This window comes from Actinoallomurus sp. CA-150999 (assembly GCF_050942425.1).
In the GTDB taxonomy this organism is placed as follows: domain Bacteria; phylum Actinomycetota; class Actinomycetes; order Streptosporangiales; family Streptosporangiaceae; genus Actinoallomurus.
Genome location: NZ_CP192063.1, coordinates 7,325,472 through 7,347,798 on the forward strand (window position 1 = coordinate 7,325,472; position 22,327 = coordinate 7,347,798).

The 22,327-nt window shown below is 69.8% G+C and carries 21 protein-coding genes; 10 read left to right on the forward strand and 11 right to left on the reverse strand.

The features are described 5' to 3' along the window. Positions 1 to 105 precede the first annotated feature (105 nt). Both ACQP2O_RS33840 and ACQP2O_RS33845 read right to left on the reverse strand, forming a co-directional pair. Positions 106 to 975: a LysR family transcriptional regulator gene (locus tag ACQP2O_RS33840; protein WP_433172226.1), complete on the reverse strand. Its 870-nt coding sequence runs from the start codon at positions 973 to 975 to the stop codon at positions 106 to 108. 171 nt (positions 976 to 1,146) lie between these two features. Next, positions 1,147 to 2,037 carry an Lrp/AsnC family transcriptional regulator gene (locus ACQP2O_RS33845; protein WP_345443377.1) on the reverse strand — a complete coding sequence of 297 codons (891 nt, stop codon included), beginning with the start codon at positions 2,035 to 2,037 and terminating at the stop codon, positions 1,147 to 1,149. An 870-nt stretch (positions 2,038 to 2,907) separates the two neighbouring features. On the opposite strand from ACQP2O_RS33845, the gene ACQP2O_RS33850 reads away from it, so the two are divergent. Both ACQP2O_RS33850 and ACQP2O_RS33855 read left to right on the forward strand, forming a co-directional pair. Next, positions 2,908 to 4,344, forward strand: a complete 1,437-nt coding sequence (locus ACQP2O_RS33850) for a GuaB1 family IMP dehydrogenase-related protein (protein ID WP_433172228.1) — start codon at positions 2,908 to 2,910, stop codon at positions 4,342 to 4,344. A gap of 120 nt (positions 4,345 to 4,464) precedes the next feature. Further along, entirely contained in the window at positions 4,465 to 5,508 is a 1,044-nt protein-coding gene (locus tag ACQP2O_RS33855; RefSeq protein ID WP_433172230.1) for an enolase C-terminal domain-like protein, read from the forward strand. 307 nt (positions 5,509 to 5,815) lie between these two features. Here the strand turns inward: ACQP2O_RS33855 and ACQP2O_RS33860 are convergent, their stop codons facing one another. Next, positions 5,816 to 7,018 carry a helix-turn-helix domain-containing protein gene (locus tag ACQP2O_RS33860; RefSeq protein ID WP_433172232.1) on the reverse strand — a complete coding sequence of 401 codons (1,203 nt, stop codon included), beginning with the start codon at positions 7,016 to 7,018 and terminating at the stop codon, positions 5,816 to 5,818. Then, a complete protein-coding gene (locus ACQP2O_RS33865; RefSeq protein ID WP_433172234.1) occupies positions 7,015 to 7,323 on the reverse strand; it encodes a putative quinol monooxygenase in 309 nt (102 codons plus the stop codon). The genes ACQP2O_RS33860 and ACQP2O_RS33865 overlap by 4 nt, the downstream gene beginning before the upstream one ends. Before the next feature lie 155 nt (positions 7,324 to 7,478). Here ACQP2O_RS33865 and ACQP2O_RS33870 point away from each other — a divergent pair, with 155 nt between their 5' ends. The 5 genes from ACQP2O_RS33870 to ACQP2O_RS33890 all read left to right on the forward strand — a co-directional run bounded on the left by ACQP2O_RS33870 (position 7,479) and on the right by ACQP2O_RS33890 (position 12,042). Continuing rightward, positions 7,479 to 7,886 carry an ATP-binding protein gene (locus ACQP2O_RS33870; protein ID WP_433172236.1) on the forward strand — a complete coding sequence of 136 codons (408 nt, stop codon included), beginning with the start codon at positions 7,479 to 7,481 and terminating at the stop codon, positions 7,884 to 7,886. 26 nt (positions 7,887 to 7,912) lie between these two features. After that, a complete protein-coding gene (locus ACQP2O_RS33875; RefSeq protein WP_433172238.1) occupies positions 7,913 to 8,071 on the forward strand; it encodes a hypothetical protein in 159 nt (52 codons plus the stop codon). Positions 8,072 to 8,153: 82 nt separating this feature from the next. Continuing rightward, positions 8,154 to 8,888, forward strand: a complete 735-nt coding sequence (locus tag ACQP2O_RS33880) for an NUDIX hydrolase (RefSeq protein ID WP_433172240.1) — start codon at positions 8,154 to 8,156, stop codon at positions 8,886 to 8,888. Next, positions 8,885 to 10,039 (forward strand): 5'-methylthioadenosine/S-adenosylhomocysteine nucleosidase, encoded by a 1,155-nt coding sequence (locus ACQP2O_RS33885; protein ID WP_433172242.1) that lies wholly within the window; start codon positions 8,885 to 8,887, stop codon positions 10,037 to 10,039. The genes ACQP2O_RS33880 and ACQP2O_RS33885 overlap by 4 nt, the downstream gene beginning before the upstream one ends. Next, a complete protein-coding gene (locus ACQP2O_RS33890; RefSeq protein ID WP_433172244.1) occupies positions 10,039 to 12,042 on the forward strand; it encodes a hypothetical protein in 2,004 nt (667 codons plus the stop codon). The genes ACQP2O_RS33885 and ACQP2O_RS33890 overlap by 1 nt, the downstream gene beginning before the upstream one ends. Before the next feature lie 77 nt (positions 12,043 to 12,119). On the opposite strand, the gene ACQP2O_RS33895 is transcribed toward ACQP2O_RS33890, so the two are convergent. From ACQP2O_RS33895 to ACQP2O_RS33905, 3 genes are read right to left on the reverse strand one after another with little or no spacing between them, the layout of a single operon-like run. Next, positions 12,120 to 12,887: an amino acid ABC transporter ATP-binding protein gene (locus tag ACQP2O_RS33895; RefSeq protein ID WP_433172245.1), complete on the reverse strand. Its 768-nt coding sequence runs from the start codon at positions 12,885 to 12,887 to the stop codon at positions 12,120 to 12,122. Further along, the gene (locus ACQP2O_RS33900; RefSeq protein WP_433172247.1) at positions 12,884 to 13,666 is read right to left on the reverse strand and encodes an amino acid ABC transporter permease; all 783 of its coding nucleotides are present in this window, start codon (positions 13,664 to 13,666) and stop codon (positions 12,884 to 12,886) included. Before ACQP2O_RS33900 ends, ACQP2O_RS33895 begins: the two co-directional genes overlap by 4 nt. A gap of 45 nt (positions 13,667 to 13,711) precedes the next feature. Then, complete coding sequence (locus ACQP2O_RS33905; protein WP_433172249.1) at positions 13,712 to 14,581, reverse strand: ABC transporter substrate-binding protein; 870 nt, start codon at positions 14,579 to 14,581, stop codon at positions 13,712 to 13,714. Between the two features lie 385 nt (positions 14,582 to 14,966). On the opposite strand from ACQP2O_RS33905, the gene ACQP2O_RS33910 reads away from it, so the two are divergent. From ACQP2O_RS33910 to ACQP2O_RS33920, 3 genes are all read left to right on the forward strand, one after another. Then, a complete protein-coding gene (locus tag ACQP2O_RS33910; RefSeq protein WP_433172251.1) occupies positions 14,967 to 16,640 on the forward strand; it encodes an AMP-binding protein in 1,674 nt (557 codons plus the stop codon). Positions 16,641 to 16,707: 67 nt separating this feature from the next. Continuing rightward, positions 16,708 to 17,361, forward strand: coding sequence for a response regulator (locus tag ACQP2O_RS33915; protein WP_433172253.1), 654 nt, complete (start codon positions 16,708 to 16,710; stop codon positions 17,359 to 17,361). 131 nt (positions 17,362 to 17,492) lie between these two features. After that, on the forward strand, positions 17,493 to 18,761 hold the full coding sequence (locus ACQP2O_RS33920; protein ID WP_433172255.1) for a sensor histidine kinase: 1,269 nt from the start codon (positions 17,493 to 17,495) through the stop codon (positions 18,759 to 18,761). On the opposite strand, the gene ACQP2O_RS33925 is transcribed toward ACQP2O_RS33920, so the two are convergent. From ACQP2O_RS33925 to ACQP2O_RS33940, 4 genes are all read right to left on the reverse strand, one after another. Continuing rightward, the gene (locus ACQP2O_RS33925) at positions 18,752 to 19,249 is read right to left on the reverse strand and encodes a hypothetical protein (protein ID WP_433172257.1); all 498 of its coding nucleotides are present in this window, start codon (positions 19,247 to 19,249) and stop codon (positions 18,752 to 18,754) included. The two genes, ACQP2O_RS33920 and ACQP2O_RS33925, sit on opposite strands and share 10 nt — an antisense overlap. Positions 19,250 to 19,495: 246 nt before the next feature. Beyond that, positions 19,496 to 20,521: an L-idonate 5-dehydrogenase gene (locus ACQP2O_RS33930; protein ID WP_433172259.1), complete on the reverse strand. Its 1,026-nt coding sequence runs from the start codon at positions 20,519 to 20,521 to the stop codon at positions 19,496 to 19,498. 20 nt (positions 20,522 to 20,541) lie between these two features. Beyond that, the gene (locus ACQP2O_RS33935) at positions 20,542 to 21,309 is read right to left on the reverse strand and encodes a glucose 1-dehydrogenase (RefSeq protein ID WP_433172261.1); all 768 of its coding nucleotides are present in this window, start codon (positions 21,307 to 21,309) and stop codon (positions 20,542 to 20,544) included. Then, positions 21,306 to 22,292 (reverse strand): 2-hydroxyacid dehydrogenase, encoded by a 987-nt coding sequence (locus ACQP2O_RS33940; RefSeq protein ID WP_433172263.1) that lies wholly within the window; start codon positions 22,290 to 22,292, stop codon positions 21,306 to 21,308. Before ACQP2O_RS33940 ends, ACQP2O_RS33935 begins: the two co-directional genes overlap by 4 nt. Positions 22,293 to 22,327 lie beyond the last annotated feature (35 nt).

Sequence of the window (22,327 nt, forward strand, 5' to 3'; positions counted from 1 at the left end):
TCTGGGGTGAAAAGACCGATGACAACGTTGTCGTGGCTGCCGTGAGTGTCGTGTTCTGTGCGACCCATGTCAAGGTCTGCGCGCTTTTGTGCGAATACGTCGCCGTCAGTGGGACTTGGCGAAGGCCAGGAAGTCGCGGGCGACGGGGGTGAGCGGGCGGCGGGCGTGGACCAGGCCGATCGTCGCGGTGATCGGCGGCATGAGCGACCGCACGACGACGCCCTCGGCGGCCTCCACCTGATTGCGGAACCAGAGGAGGGAGCCACGGCCCGCACGGACCGAGGGGAGCCACGACGCGCGGTCGTCGGACTCGACCGCGGCGACCGGGCGGACGCCGAGGCGGGCCAGCATCGCGTCGAGCTCGGCCCGTCGCGGCCCGCCGCGGGACGGCATGATCAGGCGCATGCCGTCGAGCGCGGAGACCGGGACGGGCTCCCGGACGTGCAGGGCGGGCGGGGAGATCAGCACGATCTCCCGTTGTTCGAGCGGGTGCGCGGCGAGGTCACCGGGGACCGGCAGGTGCGTCAGGGCGAGGTCGGCGCGGCCGTCGCGGACGACCGCGCCGACGGCGTCGCGGCCGTCGCAGCGGAGCACCCGGACGCGTACGGCCTGCTGGTCGCGGGCGAACGCGGGCAGGAGGCGCGCGGTCAGCTCCGGCTCCAGGGTGAGCGTGGAGGCGACCCGCAGCTCCCCCGCCCGCGCGCCCGGCCGGCCGCCGGGCGGCTTGGCGGAGACCGCCGTGATGGCGTCGACCGCGCGCAGCGCGTCGCGGGCGTACCGGACGATCTCCTCACCGGTGTCGGTGAGCGCGACGCCGCGGCCGGCGCGCGCGAACAGCTCGACGCCCAGCTCCCGCTCGAGTTCCCGGATCGCCCGCGACAGCGCGGGTTGCGCGACGAAGAGTGCTTGCGCCGCCGCGGTCATCGTCCCGTGGTCGGCGGTCGCCACGACATAGCGCAGCTGCCGCAGATTCATGCCACGACGGTATGACAACCCACTGGATTGGTCGTTGACATAGCCGGAATTGGCCTGGACATCCTGGGTTGCCGATGTTTTCTCCCGGCAGTCAGATGATCACTAGAAGACCGGGAGGTCGGCCGGGGTGGGTTGGTCGGGAAGGGCCGCAGCCGGACATTCTCGGCTCGGTCACGGCAGCTCCGCGCCGTAGACCCGCTTGACGACGTCGAGATGCTGCCAGGTCTCCCCGACCCACGCCCCGGGAACCGCCCGTACCGCCTCCAGAGTGCTCAGGAGAACGTCGCGGGAGGTCGCGTCGATTCCGGCGAGCAGGTCGTGACGGCCGAAGCCGGTCACCACATAGTTGACGCCGGGCAGCGCCGCGATCCGGGACGCGGCCGTGGCGATGTCGGAGGACACCCGCACGCCCAGCCCGGCGAGCTCGCCGGAGCCGAGGGCCTGCGAGTCGACGATGCCGGTCACGTGGATGATCCCGGAGCGCATCAGGCGCACGGCGCGCGCCCGCGTCGCCGCCTGGGAGAGCCCCACGACCTCGGCCAGTCTCGTGTACGGGGTCCGGCCGTCACGGGTCAGCTCACGGAGCAGCCGCCAGTCGATCTCGTCCAGGGACACGTCGGGCAGCTCGGTGACGACCGAGTGCGCGTCCTTGACGACGGTCGTCACGCGGAACACCTCGATGCCGCGCACTCCGGGCAGCGAGCGGACCGCGTCCACTTCTTCGACAAGGGCCGCGTCGTCGCGTACGCGCAGCTCCGCGACGACGGGGTGCGCACCGGCGGCGAGCGCCGCGAACCAGGCGGCGGCCCTGCGCGCGACGGCGTCGGCGACCTGCTTCGCCGGGCCGTCGACGTCGATCGCCAGGTGACCGATCGCTCCGGTCCCGACCACCGACGCGTGCACGATTCCCACCACACGCACGATCCCCGAATCGAGGAGGTGCTGTACGCGCGTGCGCACGGCCGTGCGGGACAGCCCTACACGGTCGGCGAGCGCCTGGAAGGTGGCCCTCCCATCCCGCTGCAGCTCGCGTACGAGCACGGCGTCGACCGCATCGAGCACTGGGTTCCTCCTCGGATGTATGGTCCTGCAGTTGTTTGCATGATCATTTCATTAGTGGCGTGTTCGCCGCGAAAACGGAGCGTTGTTCGTGTTTCTTCGCTGAACGACCACGAATGTGTCGGTGAAGCGCGACGTCGCTGCCGAAATCGACGCGGAACACGATCCATCGGCATCTCAACGTCCGAGATCACCACGTCAGTACTCGCGTACCAGTTCGACGAGTATTTGGCGACGCTCGTCACATGCAGTCGCTCGAAGAGCGTGCGAGGCCGCCCATTTCCGCCCGTCCGCGCGGACCACGGAGACGCCAACGGAACGGTCAACATCCGGCGGCGCCATCGAGGGGAAGACCCTGAACTGCATGAATGCCTCTCAGCGAGGGGGTGCGGACCCGTGCACCGGCCACCGGCCCGGGGAGGCGCCGGATCCGCAAAGTGCGGTGGGACAGCTCAGACGTCAAGTGTTCCATGGGGAAATCACGGAAGGTCAATGACCCTGGCAGGAAACTTTCCTGCCGGGATCGTCGTGGAACCCGTACCGACACGCCAGACTCGGCGGATGAGACGGGGATCTCTCGTGGTCCTGCTCGTCCCGGCCACCGGCCGCACGTCGAGGGGCGGAGGCGGCGATGCCCGGCCGCCGCGACTCAGGGCGACGACGTGGCGGCGCCTCCCGGCGGCTCGATCATCGGGCGACCGCGGCCTGGCCTGTGCGCCTGAGGAGTGCGCCTCATCGGACCCGTCCGAACTCCGCGCAGCTCATTGGACCGGGCATAGCTCATTGAACCGGGCACATCCGGGTATCCCCGACAATGGAAGGCGGCCTTCCTCGTGCCCGATCACCCCAGAACTCCGGACGGTGTAGACGAACGTGCGCCTGCTGAACGGTGAGCAACCGGCTCACGACCTGACCTACAACGACGTCTTCATGGTGCCCCGCCGCTCCGACGTCGGGTCCCGCCTCGACGTCGACCTGTCGACCGCGGACGGCAGCGGCACCACGATCCCGATCGTCGTCGCCAACATGACGGCCGTCTCCGGCCGCCGCATGGCCGAGACGATCGCGCGGCGCGGCGGTCTCGCGGTCATCCCCCAGGACATCCCCGTCGACGTCGTCGCCGACGTCGTCCGCTGGGTGAAGACACGCCACCTGATCGTCGACACGGCGATCAAACTCGGCCCGACCGACACGATCGGCGCCGCGCTCGGCCTGCTGCACAAGCGGGCGCACGGTGCGGTGATCGTCGTCGAGGACGACCGCCCGACCGGTGTCGTCACCGAGGCCGACTGCATGGGCGTCGACCGGTTCACCCAGCTCCGGGAGGTCATGTCGCGCGACGTCCTCACGCTCCCGGACGACGTCGACCCGCAGAAGGCGTTCGACACGCTGCACGCCCGCGGGCACCGGCTCGCCCCGGTCGTCGACGGAGACGGCCGACTCGTCGGCGTGCTGACCCGTACGGGCGCGCTGCGCGCCACGCTCTACCAACCCGCCCTCGACGCGGACGGCCGGCTGCGCATCGCCGTCGCCATCGGCGTCAACGGCGACGTCGAGGAGAAGGCCAGGGCGCTGCTGGACGCGGGCGCGGACCTGCTCGTCATCGACACGGCGCACGGGCACCAGGAGAAGATGCTGGGCGCGCTCCGGCGCGTGCGAGCCCTGAACCCCGGCGTGCCGCTGGTGGCGGGCAACGTCGTGACCGCCGAGGGCGTACGCGACCTCGTCGACGCGGGCGCCGACATCGTCAAGGTCGGCGTCGGCCCGGGCGCGATGTGCACGACACGGATGATGACCGGCGTGGGCCGCCCGCAGTTCTCCGCGGTGCTGGAGTGCGCCGCCGAGGCCCGCCGGCTCGGCCGCCACATCTGGGCCGACGGCGGCGTACGCCACCCCCGCGACGTGGCACTGGCCCTCGCCGCCGGGGCCGCCAACGTCATGATCGGCTCCTGGTTCGCCGGGACGTACGAGTCGCCGGGCGACGTCCAGCGCGCCGCCGACGGCCGGCTGTACAAGGAGAGCTACGGCATGGCCTCGGCCCGCGCGGTCCGGCTCCGCACCGCCGACGACTCCCCCTTCGAGCGCGCCCGCAAGGCGCTGTTCGAGGAGGGCATCTCGGCGTCGCGGATGTACATCGATCCGCAGTCCCCCGGCGTGGAGGACCTGGTCGACTCGATCATCGCGGGCCTGCGCAGCGCCTGCACATACGCGGGCGCGCGGACGCTGGAGGAACTGCACGAGTTCGCCGTCGTCGGGGTGCAGAGCCCGTCGGGCTACGCGGAGGGCAAGCCGCTGCACGCCAGCTGGTGATCCACGGCTCCGTGGAGCCGCGGGCGGCGCGAGCGGCCCGCGGCTTCGGCGGGGCCGCGGCGCCCGCGTACGCCCGGGATTGGTGGATCATAGAGGTGATGTCGAGACGAGGACGGTGACATGCCCCGCATCGAGGGGTTCGAGGCCTACCGCATGACGATGCCCCACGGCCGGCGGCCGGAGAGCATCCTCGTCCGCGTCTGCGACCAGGACGGCGCGACCGGCTGGGGCGAGGTCGCGGGCTCCGACGCCTGCTGGGCCGACATCGAGGAGCGCGTCGGCCCGGCGCTGCTCGGCCTCGACTGGGAGCTGCCGGAGGAGGTCGTCGGCGTCGGCGGGCTCGGCGGCCACGCGGCCGCCTCCGCCATCGACATCGCCTGCTGGGACCTGTGGTGCCGCAAGCAGGGCACGCCGCTGTCCCACGCCCTCGGCGGCACCCGCACCTCGATCGTGGCCGGCGCGCGGCTGGACACGGAGCCGATGCTGGACGTGCTCCTCACCCGCGTGAACCGCCTCGTCAGCGCCGGGTACGCCCGCGTCACGCTGGCCGTACGGCCCGGCCTGGACGTCGAGCCCGTACGCGCCGTGCGCCAGGCGTTCCCCGCGCTGGCCCTTCAGGCCGACGCGGCCGAGTCCTACACGGAGGAGCCCGCGCACCTGGCCGCGCTCGAGGCGCTCGACGCGTACGGACTGATCGCGATCGAGCGGCCGTTCGCGGGCGCCGAGCTGGCCGCCCACGCCCGCCTGCAGCGCGTGATCGACACCGCCGTGTGCCTGAACCCCGCCGACCTCGACACGGTCGACACGGCGATCGCGATGGGCGCGGGCCGGATGCTCGGCCTGCGGATCGCCCGCCTGGGCGGCCTCACGGCCGCCCGCGGCGCACACGACCGCGCCCTCGCATCCGGCTGGGACAGCTGGTGCGGCGGCGCGGCGGGCTTCGGGATCGGCCAGGCAGCGGCCGTCGCCCTGGCCGGGCTGCCCGGCTGCGACCTGCCCAGCGACGTCAGCGAGACACCGGCCCAGACCGCCGTCGTGTCCCCGCCCGTCCGCGCCAACGGCGGCGTCGTCGCCGTACCGCTCACCCAGCCAGGCCTCGGCCACGACATCGACCACGCCCTCGTGACCCGCCTGTCGCGCCGCACCCTCCGCATCCCCGCCTGAACAACGCCGGGTCCCGGCCGGGACTTCACGCGCGACGACTCGCCGCAGCCTGATCGCGACCGTCAGAGCGTGTCGGAAGGAACCGTCCGCGGCCCAGGCCGTCGGGAGCGTCGCAGATCATCTCGGGCGGCCCGCCCCTGCCTACTGAGCCTCTTTGCCGCCGTGCTCGCCACTTTGGCGTCTCCCTGGACACCTTGACGCCGCCGTGGACGGAATGTCGCCCTGTCCGCACCTTTTGCGACGGCAACACTGGCGAAAAAGAAGACCCTCGGAGGCAGCAACCGCCAGTCGGTCCGTATCGCGACGGCTATGCGCCGGTCCGTTGAGCCAGTTCGCGCAGTTCGGGGCTCGGTGGGTTCTGCATGGTCATCAGGTCGGAGACGAGCTGGCGGACAAGGGGGTGTGCGCGGATCTGTTCGGGGGTGATGTCCTCGGCTTGGCGAAGCACGGCGACGGCTTCGTCGATCTGGCGGCGTTGGGCGTGGGCGCGGGCCACGTCGATGAGCATGCGCCCGCGGCGTTCGGCTGACAGGCCGGAGGTGTCGACCTGGTCGGCGGTTCGCAGGGCGCGGCCGGCGTCGCCGAGTTCCACCGCGACGGCGATCTCGTGCAGGGCGACGTTCGCGGGTCCGAACTCGGTGTTGTAATCGTTGCGTCCCTCGCCGAGCCGTTCGGCCATGGCCTGTGCGCGCTCCAGATGCGTATAGGCGGCCTCACCGTCGTTGGCACGCGAGGCGGTCACCGCGCGCTGCAACGTCAGTCCGCCCCACAACGACATGGCCTCCGGCCGTTCTTCATCGGCCATCGGCCACAGCGCGTCAGCTGCCGTGCGGGCGGTCTCCTCTGCCTGGTCGTAGTGCTTGGCGCTCAGGAAGACGAACCCGAGCCGGAACGCACCGGCCGCGACGAGAAGGGGATCACCCGCGCGTTCGGCGGCCGTCATCGCCCGGTCGGCCGCGATCCAGGCCGCCTCCGGCTCGCCCAACTTGGCCAGTGCCGCCGAACAGGCATGGTAGGCAGTGGCCAGTAGTTCGAACGGCTCGGCCCGTTGCGCCTCCGGTACGGTACGGGCCGCTGTTTCCAGCTGCGGGACCAGGTCCCGCAGGAGATCGGTCAGCTCGGTGTAGCGTCCGGCGTGCGTCAGCTCCCACGCCTTGTCGACCTCGCCGCCCAAAGCTGAGAGATCGGGTGTCACCGGTTTGGTCAGCATTGCCCGCAGCGCATGTGCACCGGACAGCACCAGCCGAAGGTCCGTCGCTTCCGGCGGTTCGTCACTCACCGCGGCAACGACCGGGGCCTCGGCCGCCAGCTCCGACAACGGGATGTCCAGCGCCTCGGCGACGATCTCCAGGACCGACATGCGGTCGACCTTGCGGACCCCGCGCTCGACCTGGGAGACCCAGGCCACCGAGCGGCCGATCAGCCGCGCGAGTTCGGGCTGGGACAGCCCGCGTCGCCTGCGGTGGTCAGCGATCTTGCGACCCAGCGCCTGCTTGTAGTCGGTACTCACCCGGTGGTTCCCTTGCCCGTCAGGAGCGTCAGCCAGTCGACCTCGGTGGCCGACAGGTACTGCTCACGCTCATCGAGGAACTTCTTCGTGTGCTCGTGCGCTTCGTGCGCCTCGAAGGCGCCACGGTCACGGTAGAGCTCGTAGAAGACACGCTGCAGCGGTTCGCTTTCAACCCGGTTCACCGCATAGACCAGCGTTCCCGGTTCGTTGGTGCGGATCTTGTCGACGGTGGCCGCCACGAGCCGATCGAATACCTCGGCACTGGCTTGATCCTTGCACGTGAAGCGGACAACAAGGCCGAACACTCAGTACCTCCGGGGGCAGATCACCTGACCGCACGCACTAATTGTGCGGCACACGTATGCCAAAGCGGTTGTACTCCAAGTACTGTACCCGTACTTTAAGTGCTAGCTCAGCGTGACCATCCCTGTGAGCTGCGTAATCAGAGGCGGGACATGCCATGACGATCTCTACGCTGCCGGAAGAACCAGGCACCTGCATTTACCGGCGCGTCTTCCACGGACACGCCGACCAGATCGGAGAGGTCCGCCAATTCCTCCGCACACACCTCGGCGGACATCCCAGCGCGCCGGACGTGACCCTCGTCGCCAGCGAACTGACGACCAACGCATGGGAGCACACCAACACGGGAAAGCCCGGCGGGACCTTCACCGTCGAGGCCCGGCAGCGCGCCGACAACACGATCCGCCTGGAGGTCCACGACGACGGTGGCCCAACCGGGTTCGGCGAAACCAACATCCACAAGGAAGGCGGCCGTGGGCTCGGCATCGTCGCCGCCCTCACCGTCACCTGGGGCGTGAACGGAGACGCCGTCGGCCGCACAGTATGGGCGGAGTTCAAGCCATGACCGACCCGTACGGTCTCCAACGCGCAGTGGACGACTATTACAGGACGCTGGACTCCCTACGCGTCCAGGGCGTCAGCCAACTGGCCGAGCTCGCACGCCTCAAAATCCTGATCCAGAAGTACCCCAACCACGCCCGCCAGATGATCAACGAGATCAACCAACCACCCACCGGCGACGGTCGATAAACCCTGCAGCCGGTCAGGGGTTCGGTGATTGATACCTCGAAGCCACTTCCTGTCATTGTGACAAAAAGCTAGCTTCTCCCTCATGACCGATGACCAGCGGGCGCACCCGGTCGTCATGCTCGCCGTCGACCTGGTGATCTTGACGTTGCGCGAGTCACGCCTGCACGTCCTACTGGTCGAGCGTGGGCACCAGCCGCACAAGGGCGCCCTGGCGCTGCCGGGCGGCTTCCTCTGGCATGCCGAAGAGGACATCACCGCCGCCGCTCACCGGGAGCTGTCTGAGGAGGCCGACCTTGACGTCGAGACGCTTCGGCTTGAGCAGCTGGGCGTCTATGGCGACCCCGGCCGCGATCCTCGCGGCCGGGTGGTGTCCGTGGCCTACTTGGCGATCGCGCCTCGACTGCCGGACCCGACCGCCGGAACGGATGCGGCCGACGCGAGTTGGCAACGGGCCGAGCAGGTGCTCTCCGGGGAACTGGAGCTCGCGTTCGATCACCGGCAAATCGTCACGGACGGCGTCGACCGCGCACGCGCCAAGCTCGAGCATTCCGCGCTCGCGACGGCCTTCTGCGGGCCGACCTTCACGATCAGCGAGCTCCAAGAGGTGTACGAGGCGGTATGGGGGCTCTCCCTCGACCCCCGGAATTTCTACCGCAAGGTGCAGAAGACCGACGGATTCATCGTCCCGGTCGGGGCGGCACGGAAATCCGCTACCGGACGACCCGCGCGGCTGTTCAAGGCCGGACCGCGTGAGGTCCTGTATCCACCGATGGTCCGGCCAGCCGAGTCGTCGAGCGTGAAAGGAGTGCCGAAGTGAGCCGACGCCCGATCGTGATCCTCACAGCGCTGGACCTGGAGTACCAGGCCGTCCGGGAGAAACTGGTCGACCCGCAGCTGCACCGGCATCCGCAGGGCACCCGCTTTGAAGTCGGCCGACTCGCCGACGGCCGGTGCCAGGTGGCTCTGGCCCTTGTCGGCAAGGGCAACCAGTCCGCGGCGGTGCTAGCCGAACGCGCCATCAACGAATTCACACCTGCCGCCCTGCTCTTCGTCGGTGTGGCGGGCGCTCGGCGCTCCAGCCTCGCGCTCGGAGACGTGGTCGTAGCGACGCATGTCTACGCGTTCCACGGGGGAACGAGCGAGGACGACGGACTCAAAAGCCGTCCCCGCGTCTGGGAGACCTCGCACAGCGCCGACCAGATCGCCCGGCACATCGCCCGCACCGGTTCCTGGGCGCGTGGCCTTCCCGCTCACAGCCGGGCTCCTGCGGTCCACTTCGGCCCGATCGCCGCCGGCGAGGTGGTTCTGAATTCCCGGGTCTCCGGGCACGCTCGCTGGCTCGAGTCGAACTACAACGACGCACTCGCGATCGAGATGGAAGGCGCCGGTGTAGCACAGGCCGGCCATCTCAACGGGAAGCTGCCGGTGGTCGTGATCCGAGGGATCAGCGACGGGGCCGACGGCACCAAGGAGGACACGGATCGCGAGCAGTGGCAGCCACGGGCGGTGGCCAACGCGGCCGCGTTCGCCGCTGCCCTGGCCGAGGATCTTGCCACCGAGGACCAGGACGACGCCCAGTCCACGGCACCCGAAACGGGGAGGAGCCCCACGATGCATACGACCCGGAACGTCGCGAAGGACAACGCGCGCGTGATGGTGCAGGCCGGCACCGTACATGGCGGGATCCGGATCAGCCCCGAGCCAATCCCGCCGACCGATCTCGCACAGGCGCTCGCCGACCTTCGCTCCCGGCTCCAGCGGGCACGGGCGGTCGGCCACCTGGACGAGGACACCTTTACGGCAGCGGAGGCGGAACTCACCGAGGCCGACGCGGCGCTGCAGACGAACACGCCGCAGAGCAGGGGAAGGCTGGTGCTGGCGCTCAAGAAGCTGCGCGGGCTCATCGGCGACGTGGCCGATCTGGCCGCAGAAGTGGCAACCATCATCACCCTGGCCAAGAGCCTCTGATGACGAATCCGGACGCCACCACGACGAACGTCGCCGGGGACTCGGCGTTCATCGGCGTACAGGCGGGCACTGTCCACGGCGACATCAAGACATACGTGATCGCCCCGGACGCCTCGCCTCAGGAAAAGTTCGAGAAGGGCGTCCATTACCTCGACGGCGGCAGGCCGGAAGCAGCACGGGAGCTCATCCACGAGGCCGCCATGACCGAATACGTCAACAACCGAGTGCGGTTTTACTGGCTGCTTGCTCTGGTCAGCGGCAGAACGCTGCATGAGCTGTCGGAGGGTGAGACAACCATGCTGTGCGACCCGAAGAACACATGCCCCATCGCCAAAAGCGATGAATGGGCGGACGGCGTAAAGGCCATCCACCGCCTGTTGAAGGCCGCACAGGACTCCAAGGAAGATCTTGATGTCCCGCTGAAGGAGTTCGACGATCTCGCTGAAACGCAGCGCGCCCTGATCCTCCGGCACATGGCCGTGTTTCTGGACGGGCCGATCGAGGACCGGATGTGGGGCCGTGCTCTGAAGCAGGCCAAACAAGAGCAGCTGGCCGACGATCGAGTCAAACGGGTCTGGAAGTTCTTCGAGCCGAATCCGGCCGGGCCTCGGGAACGCACCGTGCAGCCGACCGCCGCACCCCTCACCATCCAGATACAAGCCGTGGCTGCGACGGCCGTCCTGGGTGTGACAACGATCTATATCGGTTACCTGCTGGCACAGGCAGGGCGGTTTGCTGCGCTCTTCGCATACTTACTGAGCATCAGCGGTGGGTACATCGGCGCCCGCAGCGGCGTCGAATGGCGCTTCCGCACGGTGCGACGCCGCGCAAGGGACCAGGAGTACGCCCCTCAGCATCACGGGACCAACGCACCGCCTGGCGGCTTCGCGAGGAAGGTGGACCAGCGGTTCGACCACTACTTCGCCACATACGTCCCGCGCGGCGTGGAGCGCAGCGTCTGGCTCCATGCGACCTCGGGAATCCGCAGGAGTATCCGCGATGAGGTCGTCGAGACCTACCGGGAACAGAGGACCGGCGTCGAACAGATCGCCTGGCTGATCAGACACCGGGTCGGTGTTATCAAACAACGTTGGGAAAAGGGCACTCTGTGGGACTACCGGGAGGCACTCTCGACGCCCACGCCCACAAAAGCCACGGTGATCTTGGGCGCCGCCGCCCTCGCCGGCGGGGGAATCTGGGCAGTGGGCGACGCGGTACAGGTCAGTCCCCTGAGGGCAACCCTTTCGACGGCCCTCGGCCTCGGGGGCGGGTGGCTCGCCACTCATGCCTGGCTGCACATCATCCTGGAGCGTTGGCGGCACGCCGCCGACACGGCGGAGAGCAAGCATACGTTGGCCGACGACGCTGCGGCCCTCGCCCGGTGGCGAGAGAAACTGGCCGACAAACCCGAAGACCAGGAGATGGCCGCGTGGCTGGACTACGACCGGAAGGTCCTGCTGAATGAGGCCTTGCAGCACTACCGGCTGGCCATGAGCAACGTCATCGCTTACGCCTTCATCGAAGCACCGGCGACCGGATCGACCAGACGCGCACGAGTACGGAGCGGTCCTTGGCGCTACATGGCCTATCGGCTTCTCCTTTTCCTCCTCACCTCGGATGGGGTTCGCCAGTTCACCGTCAGCCTCGACTTCGAGCACGGCACATTTCACGACCAGGAACGGATCAACTACCGCTACGAAGCGGTTGCGGCGGTACGGGCGATCCAGGCTGGCCGCGATGACCGGACTTTCGAACTCACCCTCGTCAACGGGCAGGAGATCAATATCCCGGTGGTGGAACCAGGTACGGAGGAACTCGAGGACGGTGAGACTCCAGGAACGGTTTCACAGGCGACCCTGGATGCCGCAGGTCTGCACCGCACTCTGCACGTCCTAGAGGGGATCGCCGCCGAGGGAAGAACATGGATCGCCCAGTACCAACGCGGTATGCCTCGCGCGAGGAACCTCGAGGCCGCCCTGGAAGACGAACCACCGAACGATTAGACAGCGATCCACTGGTGATTGCCGTCATGGGTCGACAGCAATCGCCAGTGGATCCATCCGGAGTGCTCTGGCCGCCGTCAGAGGACGTCGCTGAGGAACTGGCGGAGCCTCGGGCTGTCCGGGGTGTCGAAGAGCTTCTCGGGCGGGCCGGACTCGACGGCGACGCCCTGGTCGAGGAAGACCACGGTGTCGGAGGCCTCGCGGGCGAAGCCCATCTCGTGGGTGACGACGACCATGGTCATGCCCTGCTTGGACAGGTCGGCCATCAGGCTCAGGACGCCCTTGACGAGTTCGGGGTCGAGGGCGGAGGTGGCCTCGTCGAACAGCATGACCTGCGGCCGCATGGCGAGGGCACGGGCGATCGCCACGCGCTGCTGCTGGCCACCGGACAGGTGGCCCGGCCGGGAGCCGGCCTTGTCGGCCAGTCCGACGAGCTCCAGTTGGTGGCGGGCGACCTGCTCGGCCTCGTCGGCGGACAGCTTGCGGATCCGGCGTAGCGGCAGCATGAGGTTGCGCAGGACGTTCATGTGCGGGAACAGGTTGAACTGCTGGAACACCATGCCGACCTGCTGCCGCAGCCGGTCGGGGTCGCGGTTCAGAACGCTCTCACCGTCGAGGAGGATGTCGCCCTTGTCGGGTTCGATCAGCCGGTTGATGGTCCGCAGGAACGTCGACTTGCCCGAGCCGGACGGGCCGATGACGCACGCGGTCTGGCCCTTGCCGACGTCGAGGTCGACGCCACGCAGCACCCGGTTGTGCCCGAACGCCAGGTGGATGTCGCGGGTGGCCAGGCTGACCGAGGAGAACGTCTCCTCCTGCACGGCCGCACGCTGCTCTTCGGTCATTTCGTGCCCTCACTGGTCGCGGGAAGCGGCGTCTCGCCGGCCACCGTCAGCGGCTCGTCCGGGGGCCCGGTCCTCGTGCGGCGGCCCTGGCGCAGCCGGTGGTCGACGAAGTTCACGAAGTGGGTCAGCGGCACGGTGAGGATCAGGTAGAAGATGCCGGCCAGCAGCAGCGCCGACTCGTTGCCGGTGTTCGCGGCGGCGTCCTGCCCGATCCGGAACAGCTCGCGCTGGCCGGCCGCCAGGCCGAGGAAGTACACGAGGCTGGAGTCCTTGATCAGTGCGATCAGCTGGTTCACCCAGGCGGGCAGCACTCGTCGTATGCCCTGCGGGATGATCACGAGCAGCATGGCGGCCGAGTAGGAGAAGCCGAGCGCCCGGGACCCTTCGAGCTGCCCCGGGTCGACGCTCTGGATGCCCGAGCGGAAGATCTCCCCGATGTAGGCGGTCGCGATGAGCGACAGGGCGAGGATGCCGAGCGGGTACGGGTTGGGCCCCCACACCTTCATCCCGATCTGCGACAGGCCGACGCCGATCAGCAGGATCGTGACCACGGCCGGCAGGCCGCGGAAGATGTCGGTGTAGACGCGCGCGGGCCAGCGCAGCCAGCGGTGCCGGGAGATGCCGGCCATCGCCAGCAGCATCCCGAGCACCGTGCCGATCAACGCGGAGATGATCGACAGGATCAGGGTGTTCGGCAGGCCCGTCTTGAGCATGTCGGGCAGGGCCTGCCGCATCGATTGCCAGTTGAAGAAGGTGTCCCACAAGGTCGTCAGGTCCATCTACCTTCTCCCATCAGCCCGCGCGCGTCCGTCTCGATCGACCGGTCAGGCCGACGGGGACGCGGCCGGCGCCCCCGAGACCTGGACCGGCGGGAAGGTCACCGAGCCGCTGCCGGGCTTGAACTCCTTCGGCACCGGACGGCCGGGGTAGTACTGCTCCTGCAGCTTGGTCCAGGTGCCGTCCTTGATGACCTCGTCGAGGCCCTTGTTCAGCGCCTCGGTCAGCTTGGGGTTGTCCTTGGCGACGGCGAACGCGGTGGGCTCGGAGCTGAGCTGCTTCGCGGCGACGACGACCTTGCCGCCGCTGTCCTTGGCGGTCTTCTCGCCGATCTCGGCGGGAGCGACCCAGGCGTCGGCGGTCTTGGACTTCAGCTGGTTGAGCGCGCCGTTGTAGTCGGGCACGCGGACGGGGTTGAGGCCCTGCTTGGTGGCGTAGTCGTCCTGGACGGTTCCCTGGACGACGACGACGCGCTTGCCCTTGAGCTGGTCGAAGCTCTTGATCTGCGAGCCGGCCGGCACGTCGAGGCCGAAGTAGCCGAAGTCGTAGCCGTTGGTGAAGGCCACGGTCTTCTTGCGGGCGTCGGTGATGGTGATCGACGAGCTGCCGGCGTCGTACTTGTGGTTCGCCACCTGCGACAGCAGGGCCGAGAAGTCGGTGCCCGCGAACTGCACCTTCAGTCCGACCTTGGCGGCGACCGCGGTCAGCAGGTCGTTGTCGAATCCGGTGAACTTACCGTTCTTCAGGAAGACGTTCGGCGGCGCGTCGGTCAGGGTGGCCGTGCGGAGCACACCCGGCTGGAGCAGCTTGTACGGGTTGTCGGCGGACGCCTTCGGGCCGCTTCCGCCGCACGCCGTCATGGCACTGGCGGCGATGACGGTGACGGCGGTGGCCGCGAGGGCTCGCAACGGACGCATGGGAGTTCTCCTCCAGGGTTAAGCGTGTGAGTGCCCGCGCCGATGGCGACGGCATGGCGCGGCGAAAAGACGTCGGCGTCGCAGGACGCCGACGGTCATCTCAGGATGTGTTCAGACCCGTAAAAGCGCCCCGTCACGGGATGACGGGGCGGCCGAAGCACGGCCGACAGCTCATGGACGTGACACGGAGCAGGTCGATGTGCCTGCGCGTCACGAGGTAGCTGTCCATGTCATTAATCCTGCCCATTTCAGTGGGATATCGTCAAATTGACGATCTACTGGTTCAATGCCGGGCCGACCTGCGGTATTCCGTGGAGCGACCGGTTCCGGACGCGACGAAGGTCACTCTTGCCGATCAAAACAACCGCTTGGTAGACACGTCTCGATGGAGACGTTCGCGCGTGTGCTGCTGGACCGCGCCGGCGACGGCGGGACCGGCCTGCTCTTCGAGGAAGAGCGTCACACCTGGGCGGACGTCGTACGGGAGTCCCGGCGCCGCGCCGCGCTCGCCCGGCACCTCCTGACCGCGGGGCGGCCTCCGCACATCGGCGTGCTGCTGGACAACGTCCCCGACTACGTGTTCTGGATCGGCGGTGCGGCGCTGTCCGGCTCGGTGATCGTGGGCATCAACCCGACGCGCCGGGGCCGGGAGCTGGCCCACGACATCCGGCACACCGACTGCCAGGTCATCGTCACCGACACCGCGCACGCCGCGCTGCTCGACGGGCTCGACACCGGTGTGCCGCCCGGACGCGTGCTGCGCGTCGACGACCCCGGCCACGCCGACCTGCTCGCCTCGGCGAAGCACGCCGATCTACTCGCCCCGGCGAGGCACACCGGCCTGTTCGCCTCGGCGGAGCCGGTCCCGGCTGCCGAGCCGCAGCCCCGCGACCCCCTGCTCCTGCTGTTCACGTCCGGATCGACCGGCGCTCCCAAGGCGGTCGTCTGCGGTCAGGGCCGCCTCGCCGCGATCGCCCGGCAGGCCCCCGCCTTCGGCATCACCGCGGGCTCGGTCACGTACGCCGCCATGCCGCTGTTCCACGGCAACGCGGTCATGGCGAACCTCGCGATGGCGACCGGTGCCGGAGCGGCCGTCGCCCTGCGCCGCAGGTTCTCCGCGTCCGGGTTCCTGCCCGACGTCCGGCGCTACGGCGTCACCTACTTCAACTACGTCGGCCGCGCGCTCGCGTACATCCTCGCCACGCCCCGCCGCGACGACGACGCCGACAACCCTCTGGAGGTGGCGTTCGGGACCGAGGCGTCCGCCCGGGACATGGCGGACTTCGCCGGGCGGTTCGGCTGCCGGCTGATCGAGTCGTACGGGTCGAGCGAGGGCGCGATCTCCCTCCGCAAGACGCCGGACAGTCCGCCGGACGCGCTGGGCCTGCCGCCGGGCGGCGCCGACGTCGCCGTCGCCGACCCCGCGACCGGCGAGGAGTGTCCCCCGGCGCGCTTCGGCCCGGACGGCGAACTGCTCAACGGGGACGAGGCCATCGGCGAGATCATCGCCCGTCGCGTCACCTTCGAGGGCTACTACCGCAACCCCGCCGCCGACGCCGAGCGGCTGCGCGACGGCGTCTACTGGAGCGGCGACCTCGGCTACCGCGACGCCGACGGCTTCTTCTACTTCGCGGGCCGGGGCGGCGACCGGCTCCGCGTGGACGGCGAGAACTTCGCCGCCGCGCCGGTCGAGCGCATCCTGTCCCGCTGGCCGCCCGTGGTGATGTGCGCGGTGTATCCGGTGCCCGACCCGCGTACGGGCGACCAGGTGATGGCCGCCCTGGAGCTGGACGGCCTGTTCGCGCCGGAGGCGTTCGCGGAGTTCCTGGCGGGCCGGGCGGACCTGGGCACCAAGTGGGCGCCGAGGTTCGTGCGGATCGTGCCCGCCATGCCGCTCACCGCCACCAACAAGGTCGACAAGGGGCCGCTGCGCCGGGCGGGCTGGCGCGGCGGCGAGGTCTGGTGGCGGCCCGGCCGGGAACTGCGGTACGAGCCGCTGACCGACGACGCCCGGCGATGCCTGGAGGAGGAGGCCGCCGCCCACGGCCGGCGGCTGTAATCGGCTGGCCTCCCCTACGCCGAGAGGCGATAATCGACGCGGTGCGACGGCGACGGACGGAGTGGGCGTGCTCCATATCGCGGTTCTCGATGATCACCCGATCGCCCGCCACGGGCTCAAGTCGATGCTCGCCGCCCTCCCCGACTGCGATGTCGCCGCGTCCGTCGCCTCGCTCGACGAGGCTCGCGCCGCGTTAAGGGACGACCCGCGCATCGACCTGCTGGTGGCCGACCTCTACCTGGACGGCGGCCGGCCCTCGATCTCCGCCATCAGCGAGTTCGCGGAGCGGTTGCCCGTGCTGGTGATGTCGGCGTCCGCGCGGCGGGCCGACGTGATCGGCGCCATCCGTGCCGGCGCCGCCGGGTATCTGACGAAGTCGTCCTCGCCCGAGCTGTTCCGCTCGGCGGTCATGACGGTGGCGGCCGGGGGTTTCTTCCTGGCCGCCGAACTGGCCGACCTGCTCCAGGCGGAGCTGGCCGCCTCCGCGGCGTCGATCGAGGCAGTTCCTCGCCTGTCCGACCGGGAAGAGGAGACGCTGTCGTACATCGCCCGCGGCTTCACCCACGCCCAGATCGCCACGCGCATGAACGTCCGCAAGTCGACCGTCGACACCTATGTGGAGCGGATCCGCACCAAACTCCAGGTCGGTAACAAGGCGGATCTCACGCGCGCCGCCCTGCGCCGAGCCGGTGCCGCGGAGCCAGGCTCGGACACCCTGTGAGCCGATCCGAGGCCGGAAGCCCGGCGAACCGAGCCAACGCCGAAAGCCCCGTGAGCCGAGCCGACGCCGGAGGCCCCGTGAACCGGGCGGACGCCGAAAGCCCGGCGAACCGAGCGGACGCCGGAAGCCCCGTGAGCCGATCCGACGCCGAAAGCCCGGCGAACCGAGCGGACGCCGGACACCCGTCCTCCGGCGCGGGAGCGGAACACGCCGAACGCGTCCTCATGCGCGCGTTCGTCCTGTTCCGGCTGGGCGGCCTGGTGCAGATCGGGGTCGCGGTGGTCACCGCCGGGACTCGTCAGCCGCATTCACTGGCGGTGGTGTCACTCGCGGCTGTGATCACCGCCGAGAGTCTGTGCCTCGTCGCGCTCGCCGTACGCCGGCGTCGTGTCCCTCCCGCCGCACTCATCGCATTAGACGTCTGTCTGTGCGTGGCCGGCCTGTTCGTGGGCGCGGTGCTGGCCCGGCGCCAGGACGCCCACAGCTGGGGCTACTTCATGTACCCCTACTCGCTCCTCACCAGCGTGGGAATCGGGTTGAGGCTGCGCCCGGGTCTCTCGCTGGCCTGCGGGACCGGCCTGCTCATGGGCGGCTACATCGGTTCCGCGCTGACGATGCTCGGCGACCCCGTGTGGAACGTCATCCCGAACTCCCTCACCTACGCCTGCAACATCGCGATCGCCGCCATCGTCGCCCACACGCTCCGCCGCGACGGCCGGAACCTGGACCGGCTGAGCACGCGGCTCGCCCACGAGGAGAGCCGGCGCGCCCGGGAACAGGAGCGGGCCCGGCAGGCGAGGCTCCTCCACGACCGGATCCTCCAGACCCTTGAGACCCTCGTGCGGGATGAGCGGAGACTCGACGGCGTCCTGCGCGATCGGCTGGTCGCCGAGACCGGCTGGCTGCGCGCCTTCGTCCGGGACGGCGAGGCCGAACCCTGCGACGACCTCGAAGAGGCCCTTCGGCTGCTGGTCGAGGAGAAGACCCTCGCCGGGCTTCGGGTGGAACTCCACACCGAGCAGCTCCGTACGGCGGCGCCGGGACTGCCGCCGCCGTCGGTGGCGACGGTCGAAGCGATCGTCGGAGCGGCGCGTGAGGCCCTGACCAACGTGCAGAAGCACGCGGCGGTGGACCGGGCGGTGGTACGGGCGGAGCTGACCGATGGCGAGTACCTCGTCACGGTGCTCGATCACGGCCGCGGGTTCGTCCCGGACGCGTCGGCGGCCGGCACCGGGATCCGTGAGTCGATCGAGGCGAGGATGGCCGAGGCGGGAGGGAGCGGGACCGTGGAGTCCGGCCTCGGGGACGGCACGTACGTCGAGCTACGGCTGCACGCCACCGCCCCGTCCACCGGTGACGGCGGAACGGGGCGGCGGCGCGCCGGTCCGGATCAAAGGTAGTTGTCGCCTTCGAAATCCGTCAGCATTATGCCGAAGTACAAGTTCGGCGGCTCTCCCTGAGCGGGGGGAAGGTTATTGAAGCTGATGTCGTAGGCCTTGAAGATCTCAACGGACCTCGTCAGGCAGTTGTCGTTGATGACGTTGTACGGCCGGCCGTAGACCTGGTTCACCTTGTTCTTGGCCGCGGTCACCGAGCTGTTGCCCGTGTTCCTGCACCGGAAATCGTCGTAGTAGTGCGGTCCGTTGGTGGTGCGGAAGGTGTTCAGCATGGTGGCGTAGTTGCTTTCCTGCTGCCAGTTCCAGCTGTCGTTCTCGGTCGCACCGTAGATCCAGTCGTCCGCCGGACCTACGCGGAAGGCCCAGCCGACGTGACCGAGATTGGCGGCGCCTTCGGAGGCGCGGAACATGCACGCTCTGCCCGCGCCCAAGGCCTGGGCGGGCCGCGCCGTGGCGAGTCCGAGACCCAGCAGAGCGAGCGCCGTGACCATGAGTGCCGTGATCCACCGGCGAGGGGATGCGATTGCCGACATCGAATGCCGCTCCCGTCGATCTGTGGCGGCCACCCCAGGCCGCCGGAGACAAGAGCAAGATTCGCTCGCGGGAGGGCAGTGCGTCTGTCCGGTGAACCGTCATGCGAAAGCACCACAGCGTCGGGTGGAGCGGATTCGTGGTGCCTTCTGGGGACGCTCAGGCCGACTTCTCGGGGCGCTGCGCGGCTGCGCTCGGCGCCCCGGTCAGCCGCCCAGATCCAGCAGGACCTTCGATGCCACGGCGCGGTCCCCGGCCAGGTCGAACGCTTCGACCGCGCGGGTCAGCGGGAACGTGTGGCTGACGACCGGATCGACGTTCAGGCCCGAGGCCAGCAGCGACAGCGCGTCGTCGAATTCGTGGTCGAAGCGGAAGGCCCCCAGCATGGTGATCTCTCGTGTGACGACCACGTTGCCCAGGAACCCGGTCTCGCCGGGTGGGAGCAGGCCGAGGAGGACGACCGTGCCGCCGCGGCGTACCCGCCGTACGCAGGTGCCGAGGCCCGCCCCGGAGCCGGACGCCTCGATGGCGACGTCGACGTCCTCCGGCCACGCCGGGTCGTCGGGACGGTCCGCCCGGACGGTCGCCGTGGCGCCGACGCTCCTGGCGACGCTCAGCGGAGCGTCCAGCAGGTCGCTGACGGTCACCTCGGCGGCTCCCGCGTGGCGCAGTGCGGCGACCACCAGGGAACCGATGGGACCGGCACCGGTGACCAGCACCCGTTTCCCGGCCACCTCCCCGGCGCGCCGCACCGCGTGCAGGGCGACGGACAGCGGCTCGGCGAGTACGGCCCGGCGCGGGTCGAGACCGGCCGGCAGCGCGCGTACCTGGTCGGCGGGTACGGCCAGGCGCTGGGTGAAACCGCCCTGCACGTGCGGCATCCGTGCGGCGCTGCCGAGGTAGCGTGCCCGACCGCAGATGTTCCGCCGGCCCCGTTCGCACTCCGGGCACGCGCCGCACGGGGTGGCCGGATGGACCGCTACCGGTGTGCCGACCGCCGGGCCCTCTGTACCGGCGCCGAGCGCGGCGACCCGGCCGACGACCTCGTGGCCGAGCACCAGGGGCTCGCGGACCTGGAAGTCCCCCACCGAGCCGCGGTGGAAGTAGTGCAGGTCCGAGCCGCAGATGCCGCCGAGGGTGACGGCCACGAGGACCTCCCCCGGGCCGGGAGGGACGGCGTCCAGCTCCTCGACCCGAAGATCGCCCGCCTTGTGGACGACGCACGCGAACATGTGATGCTCCCTCACAGACCTCACAGGACGGACAGCATGCCGCCGTCGACGTACAGGACCTGCCCGTTGACGAAGTCGGACGCGGGCGACGCCAGGAAGATCAGGGCGCCGATCAGGTCGGAGACCCTGCCCCATCGACCGGCCGGCGTGCGCCCCCGCACCCACGCGCTGAACTCTTCGTCCGCGACGAGCGCCTCGGTGAGCTCGGTCGCGAAGTAGCCCGGCCCCAGCCCGTTGACCTGGATGCCCGATGGGCCGAGGTCCGCGCACATGCCCTTGGTCAGCAGCTTCAGCCCGCCCTTGGTGGCCGAGTAGGGGGCGATGCCGGGCCGTACCGTCTCGCTCTGCACCGAGCAGATGTTGATGATCTTTCCGTGGCCGCGAGGCGTCATCCGGCGGGCGACCTCCCGGCCCATGACGAAGGCGCTGGTGAGGTTGGTGTCGATCAGCCGCTGCCAGTCGTCGTCGGTGAAGTCCACCAGCGGCGCGCGGCGCTGCGTCCCGGCGTTGTTGACCAGGATGTCGATCGGCCCGACCTCGGCCTCGATCGCGGCGACGTTGTCGGCCGCGGCGGCGGAGTCGGTCACGTCGAAGGCCCGGGCGAACACGCTGCCGCTGTCGGCCAGTTCGGCATGAGTCCGCGCCAGGACCGCCTCGTCACGGCCGTTGAGGACCACCGTGCAGCCGGCTTCCAGCAGCCCTTGGGCGAGCGCGCGGCCGATGCCCCGGCTGGATCCGGTGATCAGCGCGACGCGCCCCTCGATGTCGAACAGCGGACTGGCCGTCATGCCGGCACCCCCTTCGTGCCGGGCAGCGGCGTACGGGCGGGGCGTCCGTCGAGGACGTCGAGCACGTTGTCCACGGCGAGGTCCACCATCGCGGCGCGGGTGGTCTCGGTGGCCGAGCCGATGTGCGGCAGGGCGAACAGGCCGGGCCGGCCGATCAGATCGGCCACATCCGCGCCGCGCGGCTCGCGTTCGTACACGTCCAGCCCGGCCGAGTGAACGGTGCCGTCGTCGAGGGCGCGTAGCAGCGCGGCTTCGTCCACCACCCCGCCCCGGGAGGTGTTGATCAGCGTCGCGGTCGGTTTCATGGAGCGGAGCTCCGCCGGGCCGATCAGGTGGCGGGTGGCGTCGGTGAGCGGGACGTGCAGCGAGACGACGTCGGACTCGGCGAGCAGTTGTGGCAGCCCGACCGGGGTGGCCGATCCGTCGGCGGCCGGGCCGAACGGATCGTGGTACAGCACCCTCATGCCGAATCCGGTGGCGCGCCGGGCCACCGCCCGGCCGATCTGCCCGTACCCGACCAGCCCGAGGGTCGCGCCGTGCACGTCCAGGCCGAGGTAGTCGTCCATCCGGAACACGTCCCACGCTCCGGCGTGCAGCGCGTCACGGGCGGCGCCGATCCGGCGACGGGCGGCCAGGATCAGCGCGAACGTCAGATCGGCGGTAGTCTCGGCCAGCACCCCCGGCGTGTGGGTGACCACGACCCCGCGCTCGGCGGCGGCCTGCCGGTCCACGCCGTCGAACCCCATGCTGGCCAGGCTGACCACCCGCAGCTCCGGGCCGGCCGCGTCCAGCAGTGGGGCATCGATGCGATCGTTGCCGAGCGCCAGGATGGCGCTGACACCACCCGCGAGCTCGGCCAGTTCGGCCGGCTCCGGTCTGCCCGTGCCCGGCCAGGACACGACGTTCGTGTCCGTGCGGGATGTCAGGCGGGCCAGTCCCCCTCCGGGGAGACGGTCACGAGTACTGAGCACACGCCTTTTCATCCACTGCTCCCATGATGCCTTTTGCTGCCGGAGGG